General features: G+C 65.0%; 15 protein-coding genes and 1 riboswitch. Of the genes, 8 read left to right on the top strand and 7 right to left on the bottom strand.

The genetic code is table 11. The features are described from left to right. Positions 1-94: 94 nt before the first annotated feature. The 3 genes from AC07M1_RS09280 to AC07M1_RS09270 are packed head-to-tail and all read right to left on the bottom strand — an operon-like array spanning position 95 to position 4,583. On the bottom strand, positions 95-991 hold the full coding sequence (locus tag AC07M1_RS09280) for an SMP-30/gluconolactonase/LRE family protein (RefSeq protein ID WP_495162258.1): 897 nt from the start codon (positions 989-991) through the stop codon (positions 95-97). Next, positions 991-2,337: a GntT/GntP/DsdX family permease gene (locus AC07M1_RS09275; protein WP_495162257.1), complete on the bottom strand. Its 1,347-nt coding sequence runs from the start codon at positions 2,335-2,337 to the stop codon at positions 991-993. The genes AC07M1_RS09280 and AC07M1_RS09275 overlap by 1 nt, the downstream gene beginning before the upstream one ends. After that, positions 2,334-4,583, bottom strand: a complete 2,250-nt coding sequence (locus AC07M1_RS09270) for a beta-N-acetylhexosaminidase (RefSeq protein ID WP_495162256.1) — start codon at positions 4,581-4,583, stop codon at positions 2,334-2,336. Before AC07M1_RS09270 ends, AC07M1_RS09275 begins: the two co-directional genes overlap by 4 nt. Positions 4,584-4,805: 222 nt before the next feature. On the opposite strand from AC07M1_RS09270, the gene AC07M1_RS09265 reads away from it, so the two are divergent. The 4 genes from AC07M1_RS09265 (at position 4,806) to AC07M1_RS09250 (ending at position 8,552) form a co-directional block, all read left to right on the top strand. Next, entirely contained in the window at positions 4,806-5,960 is a 1,155-nt protein-coding gene (locus AC07M1_RS09265; RefSeq protein WP_495162255.1) for a mandelate racemase/muconate lactonizing enzyme family protein, read from the top strand. Then, complete coding sequence (locus AC07M1_RS09260; protein WP_495162254.1) at positions 5,957-6,343, top strand: RidA family protein; 387 nt, start codon at positions 5,957-5,959, stop codon at positions 6,341-6,343. Before AC07M1_RS09265 ends, AC07M1_RS09260 begins: the two co-directional genes overlap by 4 nt. Continuing rightward, positions 6,340-7,113, top strand: coding sequence for a creatininase family protein (locus AC07M1_RS09255; protein WP_495162253.1), 774 nt, complete (start codon positions 6,340-6,342; stop codon positions 7,111-7,113). Before AC07M1_RS09260 ends, AC07M1_RS09255 begins: the two co-directional genes overlap by 4 nt. A 149-nt stretch (positions 7,114-7,262) precedes the next feature. Continuing rightward, positions 7,263-8,552, top strand: a complete 1,290-nt coding sequence (locus AC07M1_RS09250) for an Hsp70 family protein (RefSeq protein WP_495162252.1) — start codon at positions 7,263-7,265, stop codon at positions 8,550-8,552. 4 nt (positions 8,553-8,556) lie between these two features. Here the strand turns inward: AC07M1_RS09250 and AC07M1_RS09245 are convergent, their stop codons facing one another. Then, a complete protein-coding gene (locus tag AC07M1_RS09245) occupies positions 8,557-9,720 on the bottom strand; it encodes an acetyl-CoA C-acetyltransferase (protein ID WP_495162251.1) in 1,164 nt (387 codons plus the stop codon). A 180-nt stretch (positions 9,721-9,900) separates the two neighbouring features. On the opposite strand from AC07M1_RS09245, the gene AC07M1_RS09240 reads away from it, so the two are divergent. After that, positions 9,901-10,578 carry a hypothetical protein gene (locus tag AC07M1_RS09240; RefSeq protein ID WP_495162250.1) on the top strand — a complete coding sequence of 226 codons (678 nt, stop codon included), beginning with the start codon at positions 9,901-9,903 and terminating at the stop codon, positions 10,576-10,578. 10 nt (positions 10,579-10,588) lie between these two features. Here AC07M1_RS09240 and AC07M1_RS09235 read toward each other — a convergent pair whose 3' ends face one another. Both AC07M1_RS09235 and AC07M1_RS09230 read right to left on the bottom strand, forming a co-directional pair. Beyond that, a complete protein-coding gene (locus AC07M1_RS09235; RefSeq protein WP_495162249.1) occupies positions 10,589-11,464 on the bottom strand; it encodes an ROK family protein in 876 nt (291 codons plus the stop codon). A 10-nt stretch (positions 11,465-11,474) separates the two neighbouring features. Next, positions 11,475-12,044: a TMEM165/GDT1 family protein gene (locus tag AC07M1_RS09230; RefSeq protein ID WP_495162248.1), complete on the bottom strand. Its 570-nt coding sequence runs from the start codon at positions 12,042-12,044 to the stop codon at positions 11,475-11,477. 11 nt (positions 12,045-12,055) lie between these two features. Continuing rightward, positions 12,056-12,243, bottom strand: a riboswitch (yybP-ykoY riboswitch). A 93-nt stretch (positions 12,244-12,336) separates the two neighbouring features. Between AC07M1_RS09230 and AC07M1_RS09225 the strand changes: the two genes are divergently transcribed. Then, positions 12,337-13,101 carry a class II aldolase/adducin family protein gene (locus tag AC07M1_RS09225; RefSeq protein ID WP_495162247.1) on the top strand — a complete coding sequence of 255 codons (765 nt, stop codon included), beginning with the start codon at positions 12,337-12,339 and terminating at the stop codon, positions 13,099-13,101. Next, complete coding sequence (locus AC07M1_RS09220) at positions 13,098-13,436, top strand: YciI family protein (protein ID WP_495162246.1); 339 nt, start codon at positions 13,098-13,100, stop codon at positions 13,434-13,436. The genes AC07M1_RS09225 and AC07M1_RS09220 overlap by 4 nt, the downstream gene beginning before the upstream one ends. A gap of 15 nt (positions 13,437-13,451) precedes the next feature. On the opposite strand, the gene AC07M1_RS09215 is transcribed toward AC07M1_RS09220, so the two are convergent. Then, positions 13,452-14,234 (bottom strand): alpha/beta fold hydrolase, encoded by a 783-nt coding sequence (locus AC07M1_RS09215; protein ID WP_495162245.1) that lies wholly within the window; start codon positions 14,232-14,234, stop codon positions 13,452-13,454. 366 nt (positions 14,235-14,600) lie between these two features. Here AC07M1_RS09215 and AC07M1_RS09210 point away from each other — a divergent pair, with 366 nt between their 5' ends. Beyond that, a complete protein-coding gene (locus tag AC07M1_RS09210) occupies positions 14,601-14,957 on the top strand; it encodes a hypothetical protein (protein WP_495162244.1) in 357 nt (118 codons plus the stop codon). Positions 14,958-14,999: the final 42 nt, after the last annotated feature.

The raw sequence follows: 14,999 nt of genomic DNA, 5'->3' as shown, positions 1-14,999 counted from the left end.
AATACATTTATGAGACCAATAGTCAACTTGTATGGTACCAGAAAAACGCTCTTCCGATTGCGGTCAGCGCCGAACCGTTACGGGTTCGCTGGGCTCAATATTCCCGGCCCGGAACCTCGCTTCGAAACGCCTCGATCGCGCCGCGATCCTGCAGCGTGACAAAGACGGTTCGGCCATCCTTTCCGCCGAATGCGATATTGCTCGGCAAGCGGCCTTTCAGGCGCACCTCTCGCCGAAGCGAGCCATCGGGAGTCAGGATCGCCACGATCCCGCCACCATGACGGGTGACGTGCAGATTCCCGTCGCGATCACAGCGCATCCCGTCAAGGCCGTGCTCGGGGAAACTTGCGAAGAGGCGCTTGCCCGAGAGCGCGCCATTCGCGTCGATGTCATAGACCCAGATGCGGCGCTGCACGCTTTCGCCTACATAGAGGCGACGGCCGTCTGGGCTGACCTCGATCCCGTTGGCCGTACCCATTCCGTCTTCCAGGATCCGCGCATTGCCCTGCCGGTCGATTCGCCAGATTCGCCCGCCGCCATTCTTCCAATCGGGATCGCTCGCATAGATCGTCCCGTCGGGCGCGAGCGCAATGTCGTTGGGCTGATGGGCGCCTGGCAGATCGGCGTGAACCGACACGCCCCCCACTTTGCTCACCGCGAGAATACGATGCCCCTTATAGTCGGCGACCAGCATCCGACCGTCGGCGGTGAAGCGAATACCGTTGCCTATGCTCCCGGTCGGCAGAGTGGCGAACAGTCGAGCCAAACCGAGACCGTTGCGCCCCGCGACCACCCGGCCGATCGTGCCCTCGCGCGCGAAATTGACGACATAGAGCGCCCCGTCGGGACCGCTTGCGGGTCCCTCGATCCCCGAGGTGAACACGCCGTCCACGACATAATCGCGCGCCAGATAGTCACCATGCGCGGAGCGATTCGTGGCTACACAGCCCGCTAGCAGGAGCGTTCCCGCCAGCACCAGACCCGCGCGCATCACAGCACCGCACTCAGTGCCAGCGTCAGCAACAGCGCGACGATCGAGATCAATGTCTCGCACACCGTCCAGGTCTTGAAGGTCTGCGACAGGGTCAGGTTGAAATAGGTCTTCACCAGCCAGAAGCCGCCGTCATTGACGTGCGACAGGATCAGCGATCCCGCCCCCGTCGCCAGCACCAGCAGTTCCGGCGAAACCCCACTCCCGGCAGCGACCGGCGCGACAATTCCAGCCGCGGTCGCCATCGCCACCGTCGCCGATCCGGTCGCGATGCGCATCATCGCCGCGACCAGCCAGGCGAGCACCAGCAGCGGCACCTCCACCGACTGGGCCATCCCGACCACCGAGGTCGAGATCCCCGCCTCCATCAGGATCTTGCCGAAGCCCGCGCCCGCGCCGACGATCAGCGTGATCAGCGCGGTCGGCGCCAGACAGTCCTCGAGGAAGCGACCGATCTTCTCACGGTTGAACCCCCGCGCGCTGCCGAAGGTGAAGAAGCTCAGCAAAAGCCCCGCCAGCAAGGCGGTAACCGGGTGTCCGGAGAAGCGGATCGCGTCGTTGACGAGAGTCCCCTTTGCCGCGAACAAGTCCGCCCAGCTTCCCACCAACATCAACGCGACCGGCAACAGGATCGTCGCGACCGTAATTCCGAACCCCGGCAATTCGCGCGTGTCGTCCATCTTCCGTTCGGTCAGCGCCTCCGCCATCGGGTTCACACCCTCGACCTTGACATAGCGGTCAATCAGCGTGGCGAAGACCGGTCCGGCAAGCGCCGCCGTCGGGATACCGACAATCAGCGCATAGAGCACGGTGAGGCCGATGTCTGCCTTGTACGCGCCGACCGCGAGCAGCGCCGCAGGATGCGGCGGGATGAGGCCGTGGACCACCGAAAGCCCCGCGACCATCGGGATGCCGACTTTCAGGATCGACGTACCTGTCCGCATCGCCACCGTAAACACGATCGGCATGAGCAGCACGAAGCCGACCTCAAAGAACACCGGCAGACCGACGAGGAACGCCGCGGCCATCATCGCCCAGTGCACGCGCGACGGGCCGAACCAGCCGATCATTGTCTGGGCGATGCGTTCGGCGCCGCCCGACTCCGCCATCAGCTTGCCCATCATCGTGCCAAGGCCGACGACGAGCGCGATGTGGCCGAGCGCGTTGCCGACGCCAGCCTCGTAAATGACCAGCAGTTTGTCGAGCGGCAGTCCCGCCGCAGCGCCCAATGCCAGCGAGGTGACCAGCAATGCGATGAACGGATTGAGCTTCAACCGCGCGATCAGGAAGATCAGCCCCCCGACCGACGCGAGGCCGAGCAGAACGAGGAAGACCTCCCGGCTCATCGCGCGGCCTTCTCGCGCAGCTGGACCGACTTGATCGTCCAGAGCGGGTTGTTGCCGTTGCCGGTGAAGGTCATGCACAGGTCCTGCGCACCCTTTTGCGGCGCCACTGACACCGTCAAGCGAGTGAGCGCCGGGCTCGTCGCCCGTGCGAGTGAGACCCAGCCGATCCGCTCACCTTTGCACCCCGCCCGAATCTCGAACTCGCCCGCCGGCGTCTCGGGCTTGCCGCGCGGCGCGATGGGCCGGCCGTTGTTGAGCTGGAAGTTGTAGGGCACCTGCCCGACCTCGACCTCGACCGCCGTCACCGCATCCATCGGGGCGGCTTCATAGGTCCAGCACGGCTCGAGAATGTTGACGAGGAAGTCGGCGCGCGGCCCCTCGGCGGGCGCGTCATCGATCAGCGCGAGCGAGTGCGAGGCGCTGCATGCCTTGAGTTCGCGGTCGTCGCGGCGCAGCACGGCGGCGCGATCATAGCGTCTGTCCACCGCACCGGGCAATTGCTTGCCGCCACGGAACGCAACCGCGCGCAACCGGGTGGGGAACGCCACCTCGACCGGACCGGCATAGAGGCGCGACTTCGCATCCGGCGCACTGCCGTCGGTCGTGTAGCGGATCTCCGACTTGACCTGCGTCGCCAGCTCGACCGTCGCGCTCTTCGCGGCGACCGAGCGGACGCGGGCGGAGGGAATGAACGCGCTCTCCGCGGGCTTCAGCCCCATCGCCTTGACGCGATCGATCTGCGGGATCAGCCGGTCGACGAACCCCTCGAAATCGCGCCCCTTGCCCAGCCAGGCAACCTCGGCCAGCGCCGACAGCCGCGGGAAGATCATGTACGCCGCGCGCTCGTCGCCGCGGATATGCTCGCTGAACATGGTCGACTGGATGCCAAGGATGTGCCGCTGCTGATCGGCGGTCAGCGACGGGGGTAGCGGATCGAATTTGTAAATATCCTCCAGCGTGTTGGGCTTGCCGCGTCCCGGCCCTTCCGCGGCAGTGCTACCCTGGACATGATCGAAATAGAGATCGGGCGACGGCGCGAGGACGGTGTCGTGCCCGGCCTGCGCCGCGAGGACAGCGCCCTTGATCCCGCGCCACGACATCACCGTCGCATTGGGTGCAAGGCCGCCATCGATAATCTCGTCCCAGCCGATCAGTTTGCGACCACGCGCGGTGAGCAGTTTCTCGACCCGCTTCATGAACCAGGATTGCACCGCATGCGCGTCAGCCAGACCCAACTCGCGCATCCGCTTCTGCACCGCCGGGGCGCGTTCCCACTCGGTCGCCACGACTTCGTCCCCGCCGACATGGATATAGGCGGACGGGAACAGCTCGGTCACTTCGGCGAAGATGTCATCGAGGAAGGTGAAGGTCGGCTCCTCGATATTGAACAGCCACGTATAGACACCCCAATCCGAGTGGATCCCGTCGGGCACCCGGCCGCTATTGCCAAGCTCGGGATAGGCGCGGATCACCGACAGCACATGGCCGGGCATCTCGATTTCCGGCACCACGGTGATGTTGCGTGCTGCAGCATAGGCGACGATGTCGCGGATCTGCGCCTTGGTGTAGAAGCCACCGGTACGCGGCAGAGCCGGGGCGCCGGGCGCGCTCGCCGGAATGCGCCAGGCGCCGACCTCGGTCAGCTTGGGATATTTGTCGATCTCGATCCGCCAGCCCTGATCGTCAACCAGATGCCAGTGCAGTGTGTTGAGCTTGTGCGCCGCCATCGCGTCGATCAGCTTCTTGACGAATTCGGGCGACTGGAAGTGGCGCGCGCTGTCGAGCATGAACCCGCGCCATTTGAAGCGCGGCGCGTCCGAAACCGTGATCGCCGGAACCTGGCCACCAGGCGCCGTCGCCAACTGCCACAAGGTGACGGCACCATGGAACAGGCCGGCATCGTCGCTGGCGCTGATAACCGCACCGGTCGGCGAACTGGTCAGGCGATAACCTTCCTTCGGCAGACCGGCGACACGCTCGAACAGGACGGTCGGCGCGCCAGCCTTGGCCTTGGCCGGAAGCCCCAGCCCCTCCCTGAGCCAGAGCGCGGCCTTCTCGGCACCGGCGTCACCCGACGGCGTATGGATCGCCAGGCCATCGGCGATGCTGAAGCCCTTGCCGGTCGTTGATACTTCGAGTGGCTCGGGCAGCAGCGGCAGTGCCTGTTGCGCAAATGCCGGTGCGGTCAGCGCGATCGCCGAGACGGCCCCCGCAAGAATGTTCCGCGCACAAAACCATGCCGCCATGACTCACCTCTCCCTATACATAACATATCCAATCTAATACCTTTCGTGCATAAACCGCGTGGTATCGGGCACGAAACGACACCGGATCGGGCGTTCTGCGCAGCTTTCTAAGCATGAAATCCGCATTTTGCTAGCACCTTGGTATAAATTGGTTATGCTGTTTGCGTGACCAAAAACCCGCGCGACGATCAATACGCGCGGCCATTCGGGAGATGTGAAGGGATGCGTGCAGGCACCGGCGACGATCCGGTCATCGTCAAGTTCGAGTTCAACGAGGTGGTCGTTCCCGCCAAGCCGGGAATCATCAATTCCGAAACGCTGGCCAAGCCACTGCATATGCTGCCCGTCGCGGGGAAGGCGGCGTGGAGCGTCCAGTTCGATGCGCTGCCCAAGCTGGTCGTGCGGATGACGCTGGCCAACGGCGTGGTCGCGCTCGGTGAATTCTATCGCGATCACGAATGGTCGCGGATCGAAGCGATCAGCCAGGGCTTGCTCGGCGTCAACATCGCGGACCTGACGCTGCAGGATCTGCCGTTGCCGCTGGTGCGCGAGTTCGACGGGTTCGAACTGGCGATCTGGGACGGCTGGGCAAAGACATTGGGCGTTCCGCTACACCGCCTGCTCGGCGGACCAGTGCGCGACCGTGTGCTCTGCCATGCCTGGTCGAGCCACCGCACGCTCGACGAGGTCGGTCCCTGGGTCCGCGCCTATCAGGAGCAGGGCTATCAGGGCATCAAGCTGAAGGCCGATCTGGAGGACGATGTCGTCGGCATCTGTGAGCAGATCGCGTCGCACGCGCCGGGCATGAAGGTGGTGTTCGACCCCAATCAGCGTTGGGAGAATATGGCGTCGGCCAAGCTGCGTATCCGTGGCCTGGAGCAGGTCGGCAACGTCCAGCTGCTCGAGGATCCGATCCCGAAATGGATGATCCCCGACTATGCGGATCTATGCCGCTTCTCGTCGATCCCGATCACGCAGCACATCGCCCTGCCCTATATCTATCAGGGCCAACGCGTTCACGACATCATCGCGCTGATCCAGCAGCGCGCGGCCGACGGCTTCAACTTCAACGCCGGCCTTGCCAAGTTCGCGCAGCTCAACGCCATCGCAGAAGCCGCCAACCTCTATTGCTTCCACGGATCCGAGGTCGATCTCGGCATCCTCGAGGCGATGTATCTCCACCAGTCGATCGCGGCCAAGAGCTGCGTCTGGTCGAGCGACATCTTCGGGCGATTGATCCGCGAGCATGACCTGCTCGAAACACCACTCCACTTCGAGCCGCCTTACGCTTTCGTGCCCGAAGGGCCGGGTCTGGGCGTCTCGCTCGATGCAGCAGCATTGGAACGCTACGGCGTCCGTCACGAGGTTTACGCATGAGCAGCATCATCCCGGTCCCGTCGGAACAACATGTCACCGCCGGCCCCTATTCCCCCGTCCTCAAGATCAGCCGCGACGCCGATCTTGTCCTGATCTCCGGCCAGGCGCCGCTCAATCTGGCGGGCGAGGTGATCGGCGACACGATCGAGGAACAGGCGCGCGTCACGCTGGAGAATTGCGCCAAGCAGCTCGCCGCCGCGGGCGCGGACTTCTCCAACGTGTTCAAGGTGAATGTCTATCTGACTGACCTGGCCGACTGGCCGCGGTTCAACACCGTCTATCGCGAGATGATGCCCCAGCCCTTCCCGGCGCGAACCGCGATCGGCTGCGCGCTGCTCGACGAATTCCAGGTCGAAATCGAGATGTGGGCGGCGCTGCCGTGAAGTGGGAACAACTCACCAGTCCCAAGCTGGACGCGGTCGACCGCAACACCCCGGTGGTGCTCAACATCGGCGCGATCGAGCAGCATGGCCCGCACCTCCCGCTCGTCACCGACGCGCTGATTGGTCGCCACTTCACCGACCGGATCGACGCCGAGCTAGGCGACAAGGTGCTGATCCTGCCGCAGATTTCCGTCTGCTGTTCGCGGCATCACATGATGTTCGCGGGCACGCTGACCGTGCGGCACGAGACCTTCCTCGCCTATATCACCGATCTGCTGAGCGCGGTCGCGGCACATGGTTTCCGCAACATCGTGATCTTCAACAGCCATGGCGGCAACCTCGCCATCGGTCAGGTCGTACTCGAATCCTTCGGCAACGATCACCCCGAGGTCGAGCTGTTCATGCTGACCTGGTGGAAGATCGCCGCCGAGGAGCTTGCGAAGATCCAGGAGACCGAGTTCGGCGGCGTCGGCCATGCCTGCGAGTTCGAGACCTCATTGGTGCAGATCATCGCGCCGGAACTGGTCGAGATCGACACGGCGGTCGATCAGTTGCCGGTCCATGGCTTCCACTGGGCTGCAGCGGATCTGCTCAACGCGGGCCGTGCGGCACATCATCGCACGATGCATCAGCTGACCGCCGGAACCGGGGTTTCGGGCTGCCCGTCCAAGGCTTCGCCCGGCAAGGGCCAGGCCATCTCGGACGTGGTCACGCACGCCGCCATTTCGATGATCGAAGACATCCGTGAAGCGGGCGCTCGTCGTAGCTGACCGCGAACCCGGCGCCGGCGGCGGGGCTGCCACCGGCGCCGGACACCCCTGCCGTTTCCCACCCTTGCCGCCCGGCGTGCGTCCTGCCATACGCCCCGCCCCGCCGCGCGCCGTGCCGGTGGTCACCAGAACCGGCAAAGGAACCGCGCGTGGACAGCGCCACCCGCCCGAGCGCGCTCGGCCTCGATTTCGGCACGACCAATACCGTCGTCGCATTGGCCGACGGCCAAGGTGATTCGCGGCTGATCGAGTTTGCCGGAGACGCGGTGTTCCGCACCGCGCTGTGCTTCTGGGAGGAAGAGCGCGGCTGGAACGGCATCGCGCACGAGGCGGGGCCCTGGGCGATCGAGGAATTCCTCCAGTCGCCGCTCGACAGCCGCTTTGTGCAGTCGTTCAAGAGCGTTGCCGCCAGCCCGCTGTTCGAGCGCGCGCAGATCTTCGGCAAGCCGTTCCGGTTCGAGGACCTTGGGCAGAAGTTCCTGAGCAAGCTGGTGGCCCATGCCGACGGCGCACTCGACGATCGCCCGCGCCGCGTGATCGTCGGCCGTCCGGTCGAATATGCCGGCGCCCGCCCCGATCCCGCACTCGCTCGTCAGCGCTATGACGCGATGCTCAAAGGGTTCGGAGTCGAGCTCCACTATGTCTATGAGCCCCTCGGCGCTGCCTATAGCTATGCGTCGCGGCTGACCGAACCGGCGACGATCCTGGTCGCGGACTTTGGCGGCGGCACCACCGACTTTTCGATCGTCCGGGTCGCTGAACCGGGGGCGACCAGGCGCTGCGAGCCGCTCGGCTCATCGGGCATCGGCATTGCCGGTGACCGGTTCGACCAGCGCATCGTCGATCATCTGGTGCTACCGTTGCTGGGCAAGGGCGGCGAGTACCGCTCGTTCGGCAAGCTGCTGCCGATTCCAGGCGGCTACTTCACTGAATTCGCCGACTGGTCGCGCCTAGCGCTGATGCGCAATCGCCGCACGCTTGAGGAACTGCGCCGGCTCCAGCGCGATGCGATCGATCCTGAGCCGATCGGCCGGATGATCGCGCTGATCGAGCACGAACAGGGCTTTCCGCTCTATGATGCGGTGGGCAGACTCAAGCGCGCGCTGTCCAGCCAAGCCGAAGCGGAGTTCCGCTTCGAAGGCGGCGACGTCACTATTATCGAAACCGTGCACCGCGCCGCGTTCGAGCACTGGATCGCCGACGACCTCCGCCGGATCGAGGCCGCACTGGACATCGCGCTGGATCAGGCGGCGATGTCGCCGGACCGGATCGACCGCGTGTTCCTGACCGGCGGCTCGTCGCTGATCCCGGCGATCCGCGCACTGTTCGAACGCCGCTTCGGCGGTGAGCGGATCGCGACCGGGGGCGAGCTTACCTCGATCGCGCACGGACTGGCGCTGATCGGCGAACAGGACAATCTCGACCAGTGGGTGGCGTAACCCGCTAGAGCCGCTCAACGATGGTAACGTTGGCGATGCCACCGCCTTCGCACATCGTCTGCAGGCCGTAGCGAGCGCCCCGCGCCCGCAGCGCATGAAGAAGCGTCGACATCAGCTTGGTCCCGGTGCCGCCGAGCGGGTGACCGAGCGCGATCGCGCCGCCATTGACGTTGAGCTTCGCCGGATCACCGCCCAGCGCCTGTAACCAGGCCATCGGCACCGACGCGAAGGCCTCGTTGACCTCGAACAGATCGATCTCGTCCAGCTTCAGCCCCGACCTTTCCAGCGCGCGCTGGGTCGCGCGGATCGGCTCCTCGAGCATGATCACCGGATCACCCGCGGTAACGGTGAGATTGACGATGCGCGCGATCGGGTTGAGCCTAAAACGCTTCACCGCATCGGCGCTGGCTACCAGCGTGCCCGAGGCGCCGTCGGTCATCTGGCTGGCATTCGCGGCGGTGATCGAGCCGCCCTCGATCAGCGTCTTGACCGACGCCATCCCCTCCATCGTCGCGTCGAAACGCACGCCCTCATCCTGCGAGAACGGACCGTTCGCGGTTTCGACCGGGACGATCTCGGCCGCGAACATGCCGGCTTCGATCGCCGCGGCTGCCTTGCGGTGACTGTCGAGCGCAAAGGCATCCATCGCCTCCCGGCTGAATCCATATTTGTCGGCGATCATCTGCGCGCCGACGAACTGGCTGAACCCCGACACGCCGTAGCGGTCGCGGATGCTCTGCGGCCACGGCCCCTCGCCGATCCCGGCCTGTTGATGCAGCGTGAAGTTGGAGCCCATCGGCACCCGCGTCATGCTCTCCGTCCCGGCCGCGATCACCAGATCCTGCGTCCCCGACATCACCGCCTGCGCGGCGAAGTGCAGCGCCTGTTGCGATGAGCCGCATTGGCGGTCGATCGTCACCGCCGGTACGCTATCGGGCAGCTTCGAGGCGAGGACGAGGTTGCGGCCGAAAGCGAAGGCCTGTTCCCCCGCCTGGCTGACGCAACCGACGATCACGTCGTCGATCGACGCCGGATCGACGCCTGTACGATCGACCAGTGCATTCAGGATCGTCGCGCCGAGGTCGGCGGGATGGATGCCGACCAGCGCACCCTTGCGTGCGCGACCGCCTGCTGTGCGAAGGGCTTCGACAATAAAAGCTTCGGCCATGGTGAACGGACTCCAAGGAAATCAGGCCGGCACCACACGGCACTGGCGACGACGATAGGCCATATGCGGGGCCGTCCTGTCCAGACGTCCGACCGTACCCGATCGTCAAATTGTTGGCTTCGCGCAACAATATCGGCGTGATAGCGTTTCCCCGGCACCATCCCGTCGAGGAGACCCGATATGCAGAAGCCGTTGATGCTCGCTGCCGCCGCCCTGTGCATCGTCGCACCGGCGGTCGCCCAGACGCCGACCCGCAACGAACGCGTGCAGTTCGAACGCGGCGCCGATTCACAGGCGGTTCGCGGAACGATCCGCGGCTACGCCACAGTCGACTACATCGTTGGGGCCCGCGCTGGGCAGACGCTGCGGGTCAGCATGCGCTCCAACAATAGGTCGGCCTATTTCAACGTGATCGCACCCGGTGCGCAAAGCGCGATGTTCGTGGGCTCCAATGGCGGCAACAGCTTCAACGGGCGGCTTCCGCAAACGGGCGATTATCGCGTCCGCGTCTATCTGATGCGCAACGCCGCGCGACGCGGCGAGAGCGCAACCTACTCGCTCGATATCGGGGTGAGTGGCCAGATGGGTGGAGGTCCCAGCGGCCCAGGCGGCGTCGGGTCGGGCCGACCGATCTCGGCGGGCAATATGGGCGCCTATTGTCGCGGGGAAGCGGCCGGACTCTATGGCCTGCGCCCCGCCTATGTCCGCATAGGGCGCCTGACCGCCACACCGGGCGGCGGCACCCGGATCGATGGGACCGCGGACAAGGGCCGCGAGGGGATCAAGCGCTTCCGCTGCCGCTTCGACGCGCGCAACCGCTTCATCGAGGTGAGGCCGCTCGACCGCGACGGCGAGTGACCACGCTGCGCTAGGGGGTGCGCGCCGCGGCCTGGCGGGCAAGAATCAGTGCGCCCTCTAGACCCGCATGTTCGAGCGCGGCGGGCCGGATGAAGTCCGGCTCGCCAGCGGCGTGCCCCACGCCATAGCCGCCCAGCGCGGTGCGCATCCGCTCCCCCGCCGCGTCGCGCAATCCCCGTACATCCATCACCCCGCCGCCCACGACGATCCTGTGGGGTGACCAAGCGAGCACGATCGTTGCGAAGAACTGGCCGAGATAATCGGCAACCCCAGCAAAATCGGCGGGAGAGTCCGCGAGCGCCTTTCCACCGAGACGGCGTTGCAACGCAGGGCCAGCCGCCATCCCCTCGACGCAACTCGCGTGGAAGGGGCAGGCGCTGGGTGTTTGATCGCCTTCACACCGCAGCACGGGGACATGGCCCATTTCGGGGTGCAGCGCCCCCGTCAACGTCCGCCCGTCCCGCGCCAGTCCAGCCCCAATGCCGGTGCCGACGGTGACATAGGCGAGGCTGGCACATCCCTGCCCCGCCCCGGTGGCAGCCTCGGCGAGCGCTGCGGCATTGACGTCGGTATCGACCGCGACCGGCACGCCCAGCGCGCGTTCGAGCGCAGCGCGCAGATTGGCTCCGGTCCAGCCAAGCTTGGGGGTTGCCAGCACCTCTCCGTAATTGGCGGCGCCGGGATCGACGACGATAGGGCCGAACGCTGCGATCCCCACACCCGCTAGTGGGGTATGCCCGGCGAAGGCGAGCAGTTCCGCCTCCGCCGCGTCTGGCGTGGTCGTGGCCCAGCGTTGTTCGGCCACGATCGCATCGCCCTGTATGAGCCGCGCCAACAGCTTGGTGCCGCCGGTCTCGATCACCAGCCAGGTTCGCATGTCGTTCATGCGCGTCAGCCTATCCGGCCAATGCGGTCTGCGCGAGCATCCATATGCCGATGGCGAGGAACATGAGGGCAGCGCCGATTCGGACGGTGCGGAGCGGCACGCGCTTGACCAGCTCGTTGCCCAGGAACACCGCCGGGACGTTGGCGATCATCATGCCCAGCGTGGTGCCCGCAGTGACCCAGCCGACCTCGGCAAAGCGGGCGCCGAGCGCGATGGTCGCGACCTGGGTTTTGTCGCCCATTTCGACCAGGAAGAAGGCGATGACGGTGGTGACGAAGGCACCGAACTTCGCAGGCTTGTCCTCCAGATCATCGAGCTTGTCCGGGATCAGGGTCCAGGCCGCCATGGCAATGAAGGAGGCCGCGATCAGGTAGCGGAACCACGCGCCTTCAAGCCAGGCCGCCGCCTGCTGGCCCACCAGCGCAGCAAGGAAATGGTTGGCGAGCGTCGCGACGAGGATGCCGAGGATGATCGGTACCGGCCGCTTGAACCGAGTCGCGAGCACGATCGCGAGCAGTTGGGTCTTGTCGCCGATCTCGGCGAGCGCGACCAGCGCGGTGGAGGTGAGGAAGGCTTCCAAGACAGGTCTCCGGGCCGGGCGGTACGAATTCCAACGACACCATACCCTCCCGCCCGGCCTGAACGGAAAGCATGGCGCCATTGGTCTCGCCCGAACGGGACCGAAGTCCCCGCTCCCTTCGCGCCATGGTCTCTCGACCAAGTATGTTGACGCGGAGGCCCGTCCGAAGACGGCTGGCTACTCCCCAGATGACTGTGGCGGCCTCTACCCGCTTCACCGGCGGAACGCAAGTTGCCCTGCCCCGCCGCTTCGTGGCATACATACCGTAACCACGAAAAATGGAGAGGGTATCATGGCCACTGCCGCCGCCGAGACCAGCCGCGTCATGACCGACGCCGAATGGGAGGCGCGCCAGCAGCTCGCCTCCGCCTATCGTGTATTCGACATGCTCGGCTGGTCGGAGATGATCTACAACCACATCACGCTGAAAGTGCCGGGCGAAGACAATACCTTCCTGATCAACCCGTTCGGACTGCATTTCAGTGAGGTGAAGGCGTCGAACCTGGTCAAGATCGACATTGACGGCAACAAGGTCGACGGTAGCCCCTACCTCGTCAACCGCGCCGGCTTCGTCCAGCATTCGGTGTTTCACCGCAACCTGCCTGACGTGCATTGCATCATGCACACCCACACCACCGCCGGGATGGCAGTGAGCAGCCTGGAGGGCGGGTTGCAACCGATCAACTTCTACGCCTGCAACTTCGCGGGGCAGATCGCCTACCATGATTTCGAAGGCGTGACGGTGCGCGACGAAGAAGGCGAACGGCTGATCGAGAATCTGGGCGACAAGCGGATGCTGCTGCTGCGCAACCACGGCATCGTCGCGATGGGGCGTACCCTGCCCGAAGCCTTCGTCAAACATTGGGCGCTGCAACGCGCCTGCGAGATCCAGCTCGCAACCCTGTCGATGGGCAAGCCGCTGCGCGTCTCCGACGAGGTGGTCGCGGTGCACCAGCGCGACCTGCACATGGCGCAGGCATCGATCGCGCCCGGCGCGGCCGACTTCGCCGCGATGGTTCGGCTGGTCGACCGCATCGACAAGAGCTGGCGCGAATGACCAAATACCTCATATCCTTCCCCGCCGAGGCCATGCAGGTTTCCGACGCGGAGCTTCCGGCCGTGTCGATCGACTCGCATGCGGTGATCGAGGAGGCCAAGGCTGCGGGCGTCTATGTGTTCGGCGGGGGGATCGATGAGAGCGTCGCGCCGCTGCGGGTATCCGGCGACGGATCGGTGTCGAGCGAGACCTATTCTGGCAGCCGACTCAATGGCGGGTTCCTGGTGCTGGAGGTGCCGACGCGCGACGAGGCGGTCGAATGGGCGCGCCGGATCGCGGTCGCGTGCCGCTGCGCGCAGGAGTTGCGTGAATTCGGATACGATCCGGCGAGCTAGGACGCCATTGCAGCGCTAGACTGTCCGCACAAAATCCCGGATCAGGCTCAGCACCTTGTCGGGCATCTCGCGGTGCGGCATATGGTGGCAGTCCTTAAGGATCACCGCGCGGCCGCCGGCGAGCGCGGCGATGCGTTCGGGGTGCGCGTTCGAGCCATATTCGTCATGATCGCCATGCATCGCCAGCACAGGACAGCGTAGCCGGCGAAGCTCGTCGTCCAGCGACCAGGTTGCAAAGGCGGGCGTCCGCCAGGTCTCGATCCACGCGTCGAGCACCCAGCGCGCCTTGTCGCCATGATATCGGGCGACGCGCTCGACCTGGCCTTCCGACTGGAACGCGATCCGCGCCGCCTCGATACCCGCAAGCGTGCGGTCCTCGGTAAAGGCCTGTGCCGCGAGCGTGATCACCGCATCGGTTTCGATGAGGAATGCCGCGCCACTGGCAAGGGCCATGCCGCCGCCGACGCTGTGGCCGAACAGGACCATGTGATCGATCGCGAACGCGTCGCGGATATGGGCAAGGCCCGACTGCGCCTCATCCTGCACGAAATCGCGCTGGAGCGCGCCCGGGTGCGTGTCCGACTTCCCGAAGCCGAGCCGGTCATAGGCGATTACGTTCCGGCCGGTCGCCACGGCAAGCTGCGCGGGAAAGTCGCGCCATTGTTCGACCGACCCGAGACTATCATGAAACAGGATGAACGGCGCGAGGCTGCCGACCGCCGCCGCTTTCCATTCGCGGGCAAAGAGGCGACCGGCAGGGGTCCAGACATAGCTGTCAGAAGATGATGGGAGATCCATACCGAACGCATTCATACCGTTACTGTCGGGGAGAACAGGCCGCGGCCAATCCCGGAGCGACGGCCACTACTCAACCTTCGTGAGCAGTGCGAGAGCGTATCGACCTGATCTTGCGGCTGCGTGGCGCTGCCGGGACCTGCGCTGCGCCGCCGGAGGTTGGCCGAATGAGAGCTGAGAAGCCGATCTGCTCGATCAGGATCGAAAACAAGAGAGGGAAATGATTGTCTGGGCACCCCGACTTTCACGCCCGTATAACATTACGAATAAACCAGCATCTATTCTTATCAAGAGTGCGAACGCCCTTGATTAATTCCACAAACCACTCACACTTCTCAATCAAGATTCGATCTTGAAAAGGAGATGGAAATGAGAAGAACTTCCATTTTGGTTGCATTTGCACTCGCAACGACGGCGATCGCTTCAACACCCGCACTTGCCCAAACATCCAGCGCAGACGAATACGCCGAAGCACAATGCGGCAACGGCGGATACGTGGATAAAGGGTACCTATCCTATGAGGAATGCTATGATGCCGCTGTCCAATATTATTATTATATAACCGCTGGCGGTGGTGGCGGTGGCGGTGGCGGTGGCGGTGGCACTGACCCCGGCGGCGGCGGCGGCACCTGGATTCCCGATCTCGGCGGTGTGCGCGGATGCGCTTCGCGCCTGAAGTGCTACGACATCGAGGGTGAAGAGCAAAACGAAGCCCCACCGCCCTGAGGCGGTTGGCGAGACAGACTAACAGCGCTCCGCTACGCTCAG

This window comes from Sphingomonas sp. GW821-FHT10C01, assembly GCF_059415525.1.
The sequence above is the reverse complement of the archived record's forward strand: the minus strand, read 5'-3'. Positions and strand labels throughout refer to the sequence as shown.

Excerpts from the sequence above, each read along its gene's own strand:
- AC07M1_RS09245 (WP_495162251.1), bottom strand. The coding sequence starts at position 9,720 with ATGGCCGAAGCTTTTATTGTCGAAGCCCTTCGCACAGCAGGCGGTCGC.
- AC07M1_RS09235 (WP_495162249.1), bottom strand. The coding sequence starts at position 11,464 with ATGAACGACATGCGAACCTGGCTGGTGATCGAGACCGGCGGCACCAAG.
- AC07M1_RS09240 (WP_495162250.1), top strand. The coding sequence starts at position 9,901 with ATGCAGAAGCCGTTGATGCTCGCTGCCGCCGCCCTGTGCATCGTCGCA.
- AC07M1_RS09280 (WP_495162258.1), bottom strand. The coding sequence starts at position 991 with ATGCGCGCGGGTCTGGTGCTGGCGGGAACGCTCCTGCTAGCGGGCTGT.
- AC07M1_RS09270 (WP_495162256.1), bottom strand. The coding sequence starts at position 4,583 with ATGGCGGCATGGTTTTGTGCGCGGAACATTCTTGCGGGGGCCGTCTCG.
- AC07M1_RS09225 (WP_495162247.1), top strand. The coding sequence starts at position 12,337 with ATGGCCACTGCCGCCGCCGAGACCAGCCGCGTCATGACCGACGCCGAA.
- AC07M1_RS09265 (WP_495162255.1), top strand. The coding sequence starts at position 4,806 with ATGCGTGCAGGCACCGGCGACGATCCGGTCATCGTCAAGTTCGAGTTC.
- AC07M1_RS09210 (WP_495162244.1), top strand. The coding sequence starts at position 14,601 with ATGAGAAGAACTTCCATTTTGGTTGCATTTGCACTCGCAACGACGGCG.
- AC07M1_RS09215 (WP_495162245.1), bottom strand. The coding sequence starts at position 14,234 with ATGGATCTCCCATCATCTTCTGACAGCTATGTCTGGACCCCTGCCGGT.
- AC07M1_RS09260 (WP_495162254.1), top strand. The coding sequence starts at position 5,957 with ATGAGCAGCATCATCCCGGTCCCGTCGGAACAACATGTCACCGCCGGC.
- AC07M1_RS09275 (WP_495162257.1), bottom strand. The coding sequence starts at position 2,337 with ATGAGCCGGGAGGTCTTCCTCGTTCTGCTCGGCCTCGCGTCGGTCGGG.
- AC07M1_RS09220 (WP_495162246.1), top strand. The coding sequence starts at position 13,098 with ATGACCAAATACCTCATATCCTTCCCCGCCGAGGCCATGCAGGTTTCC.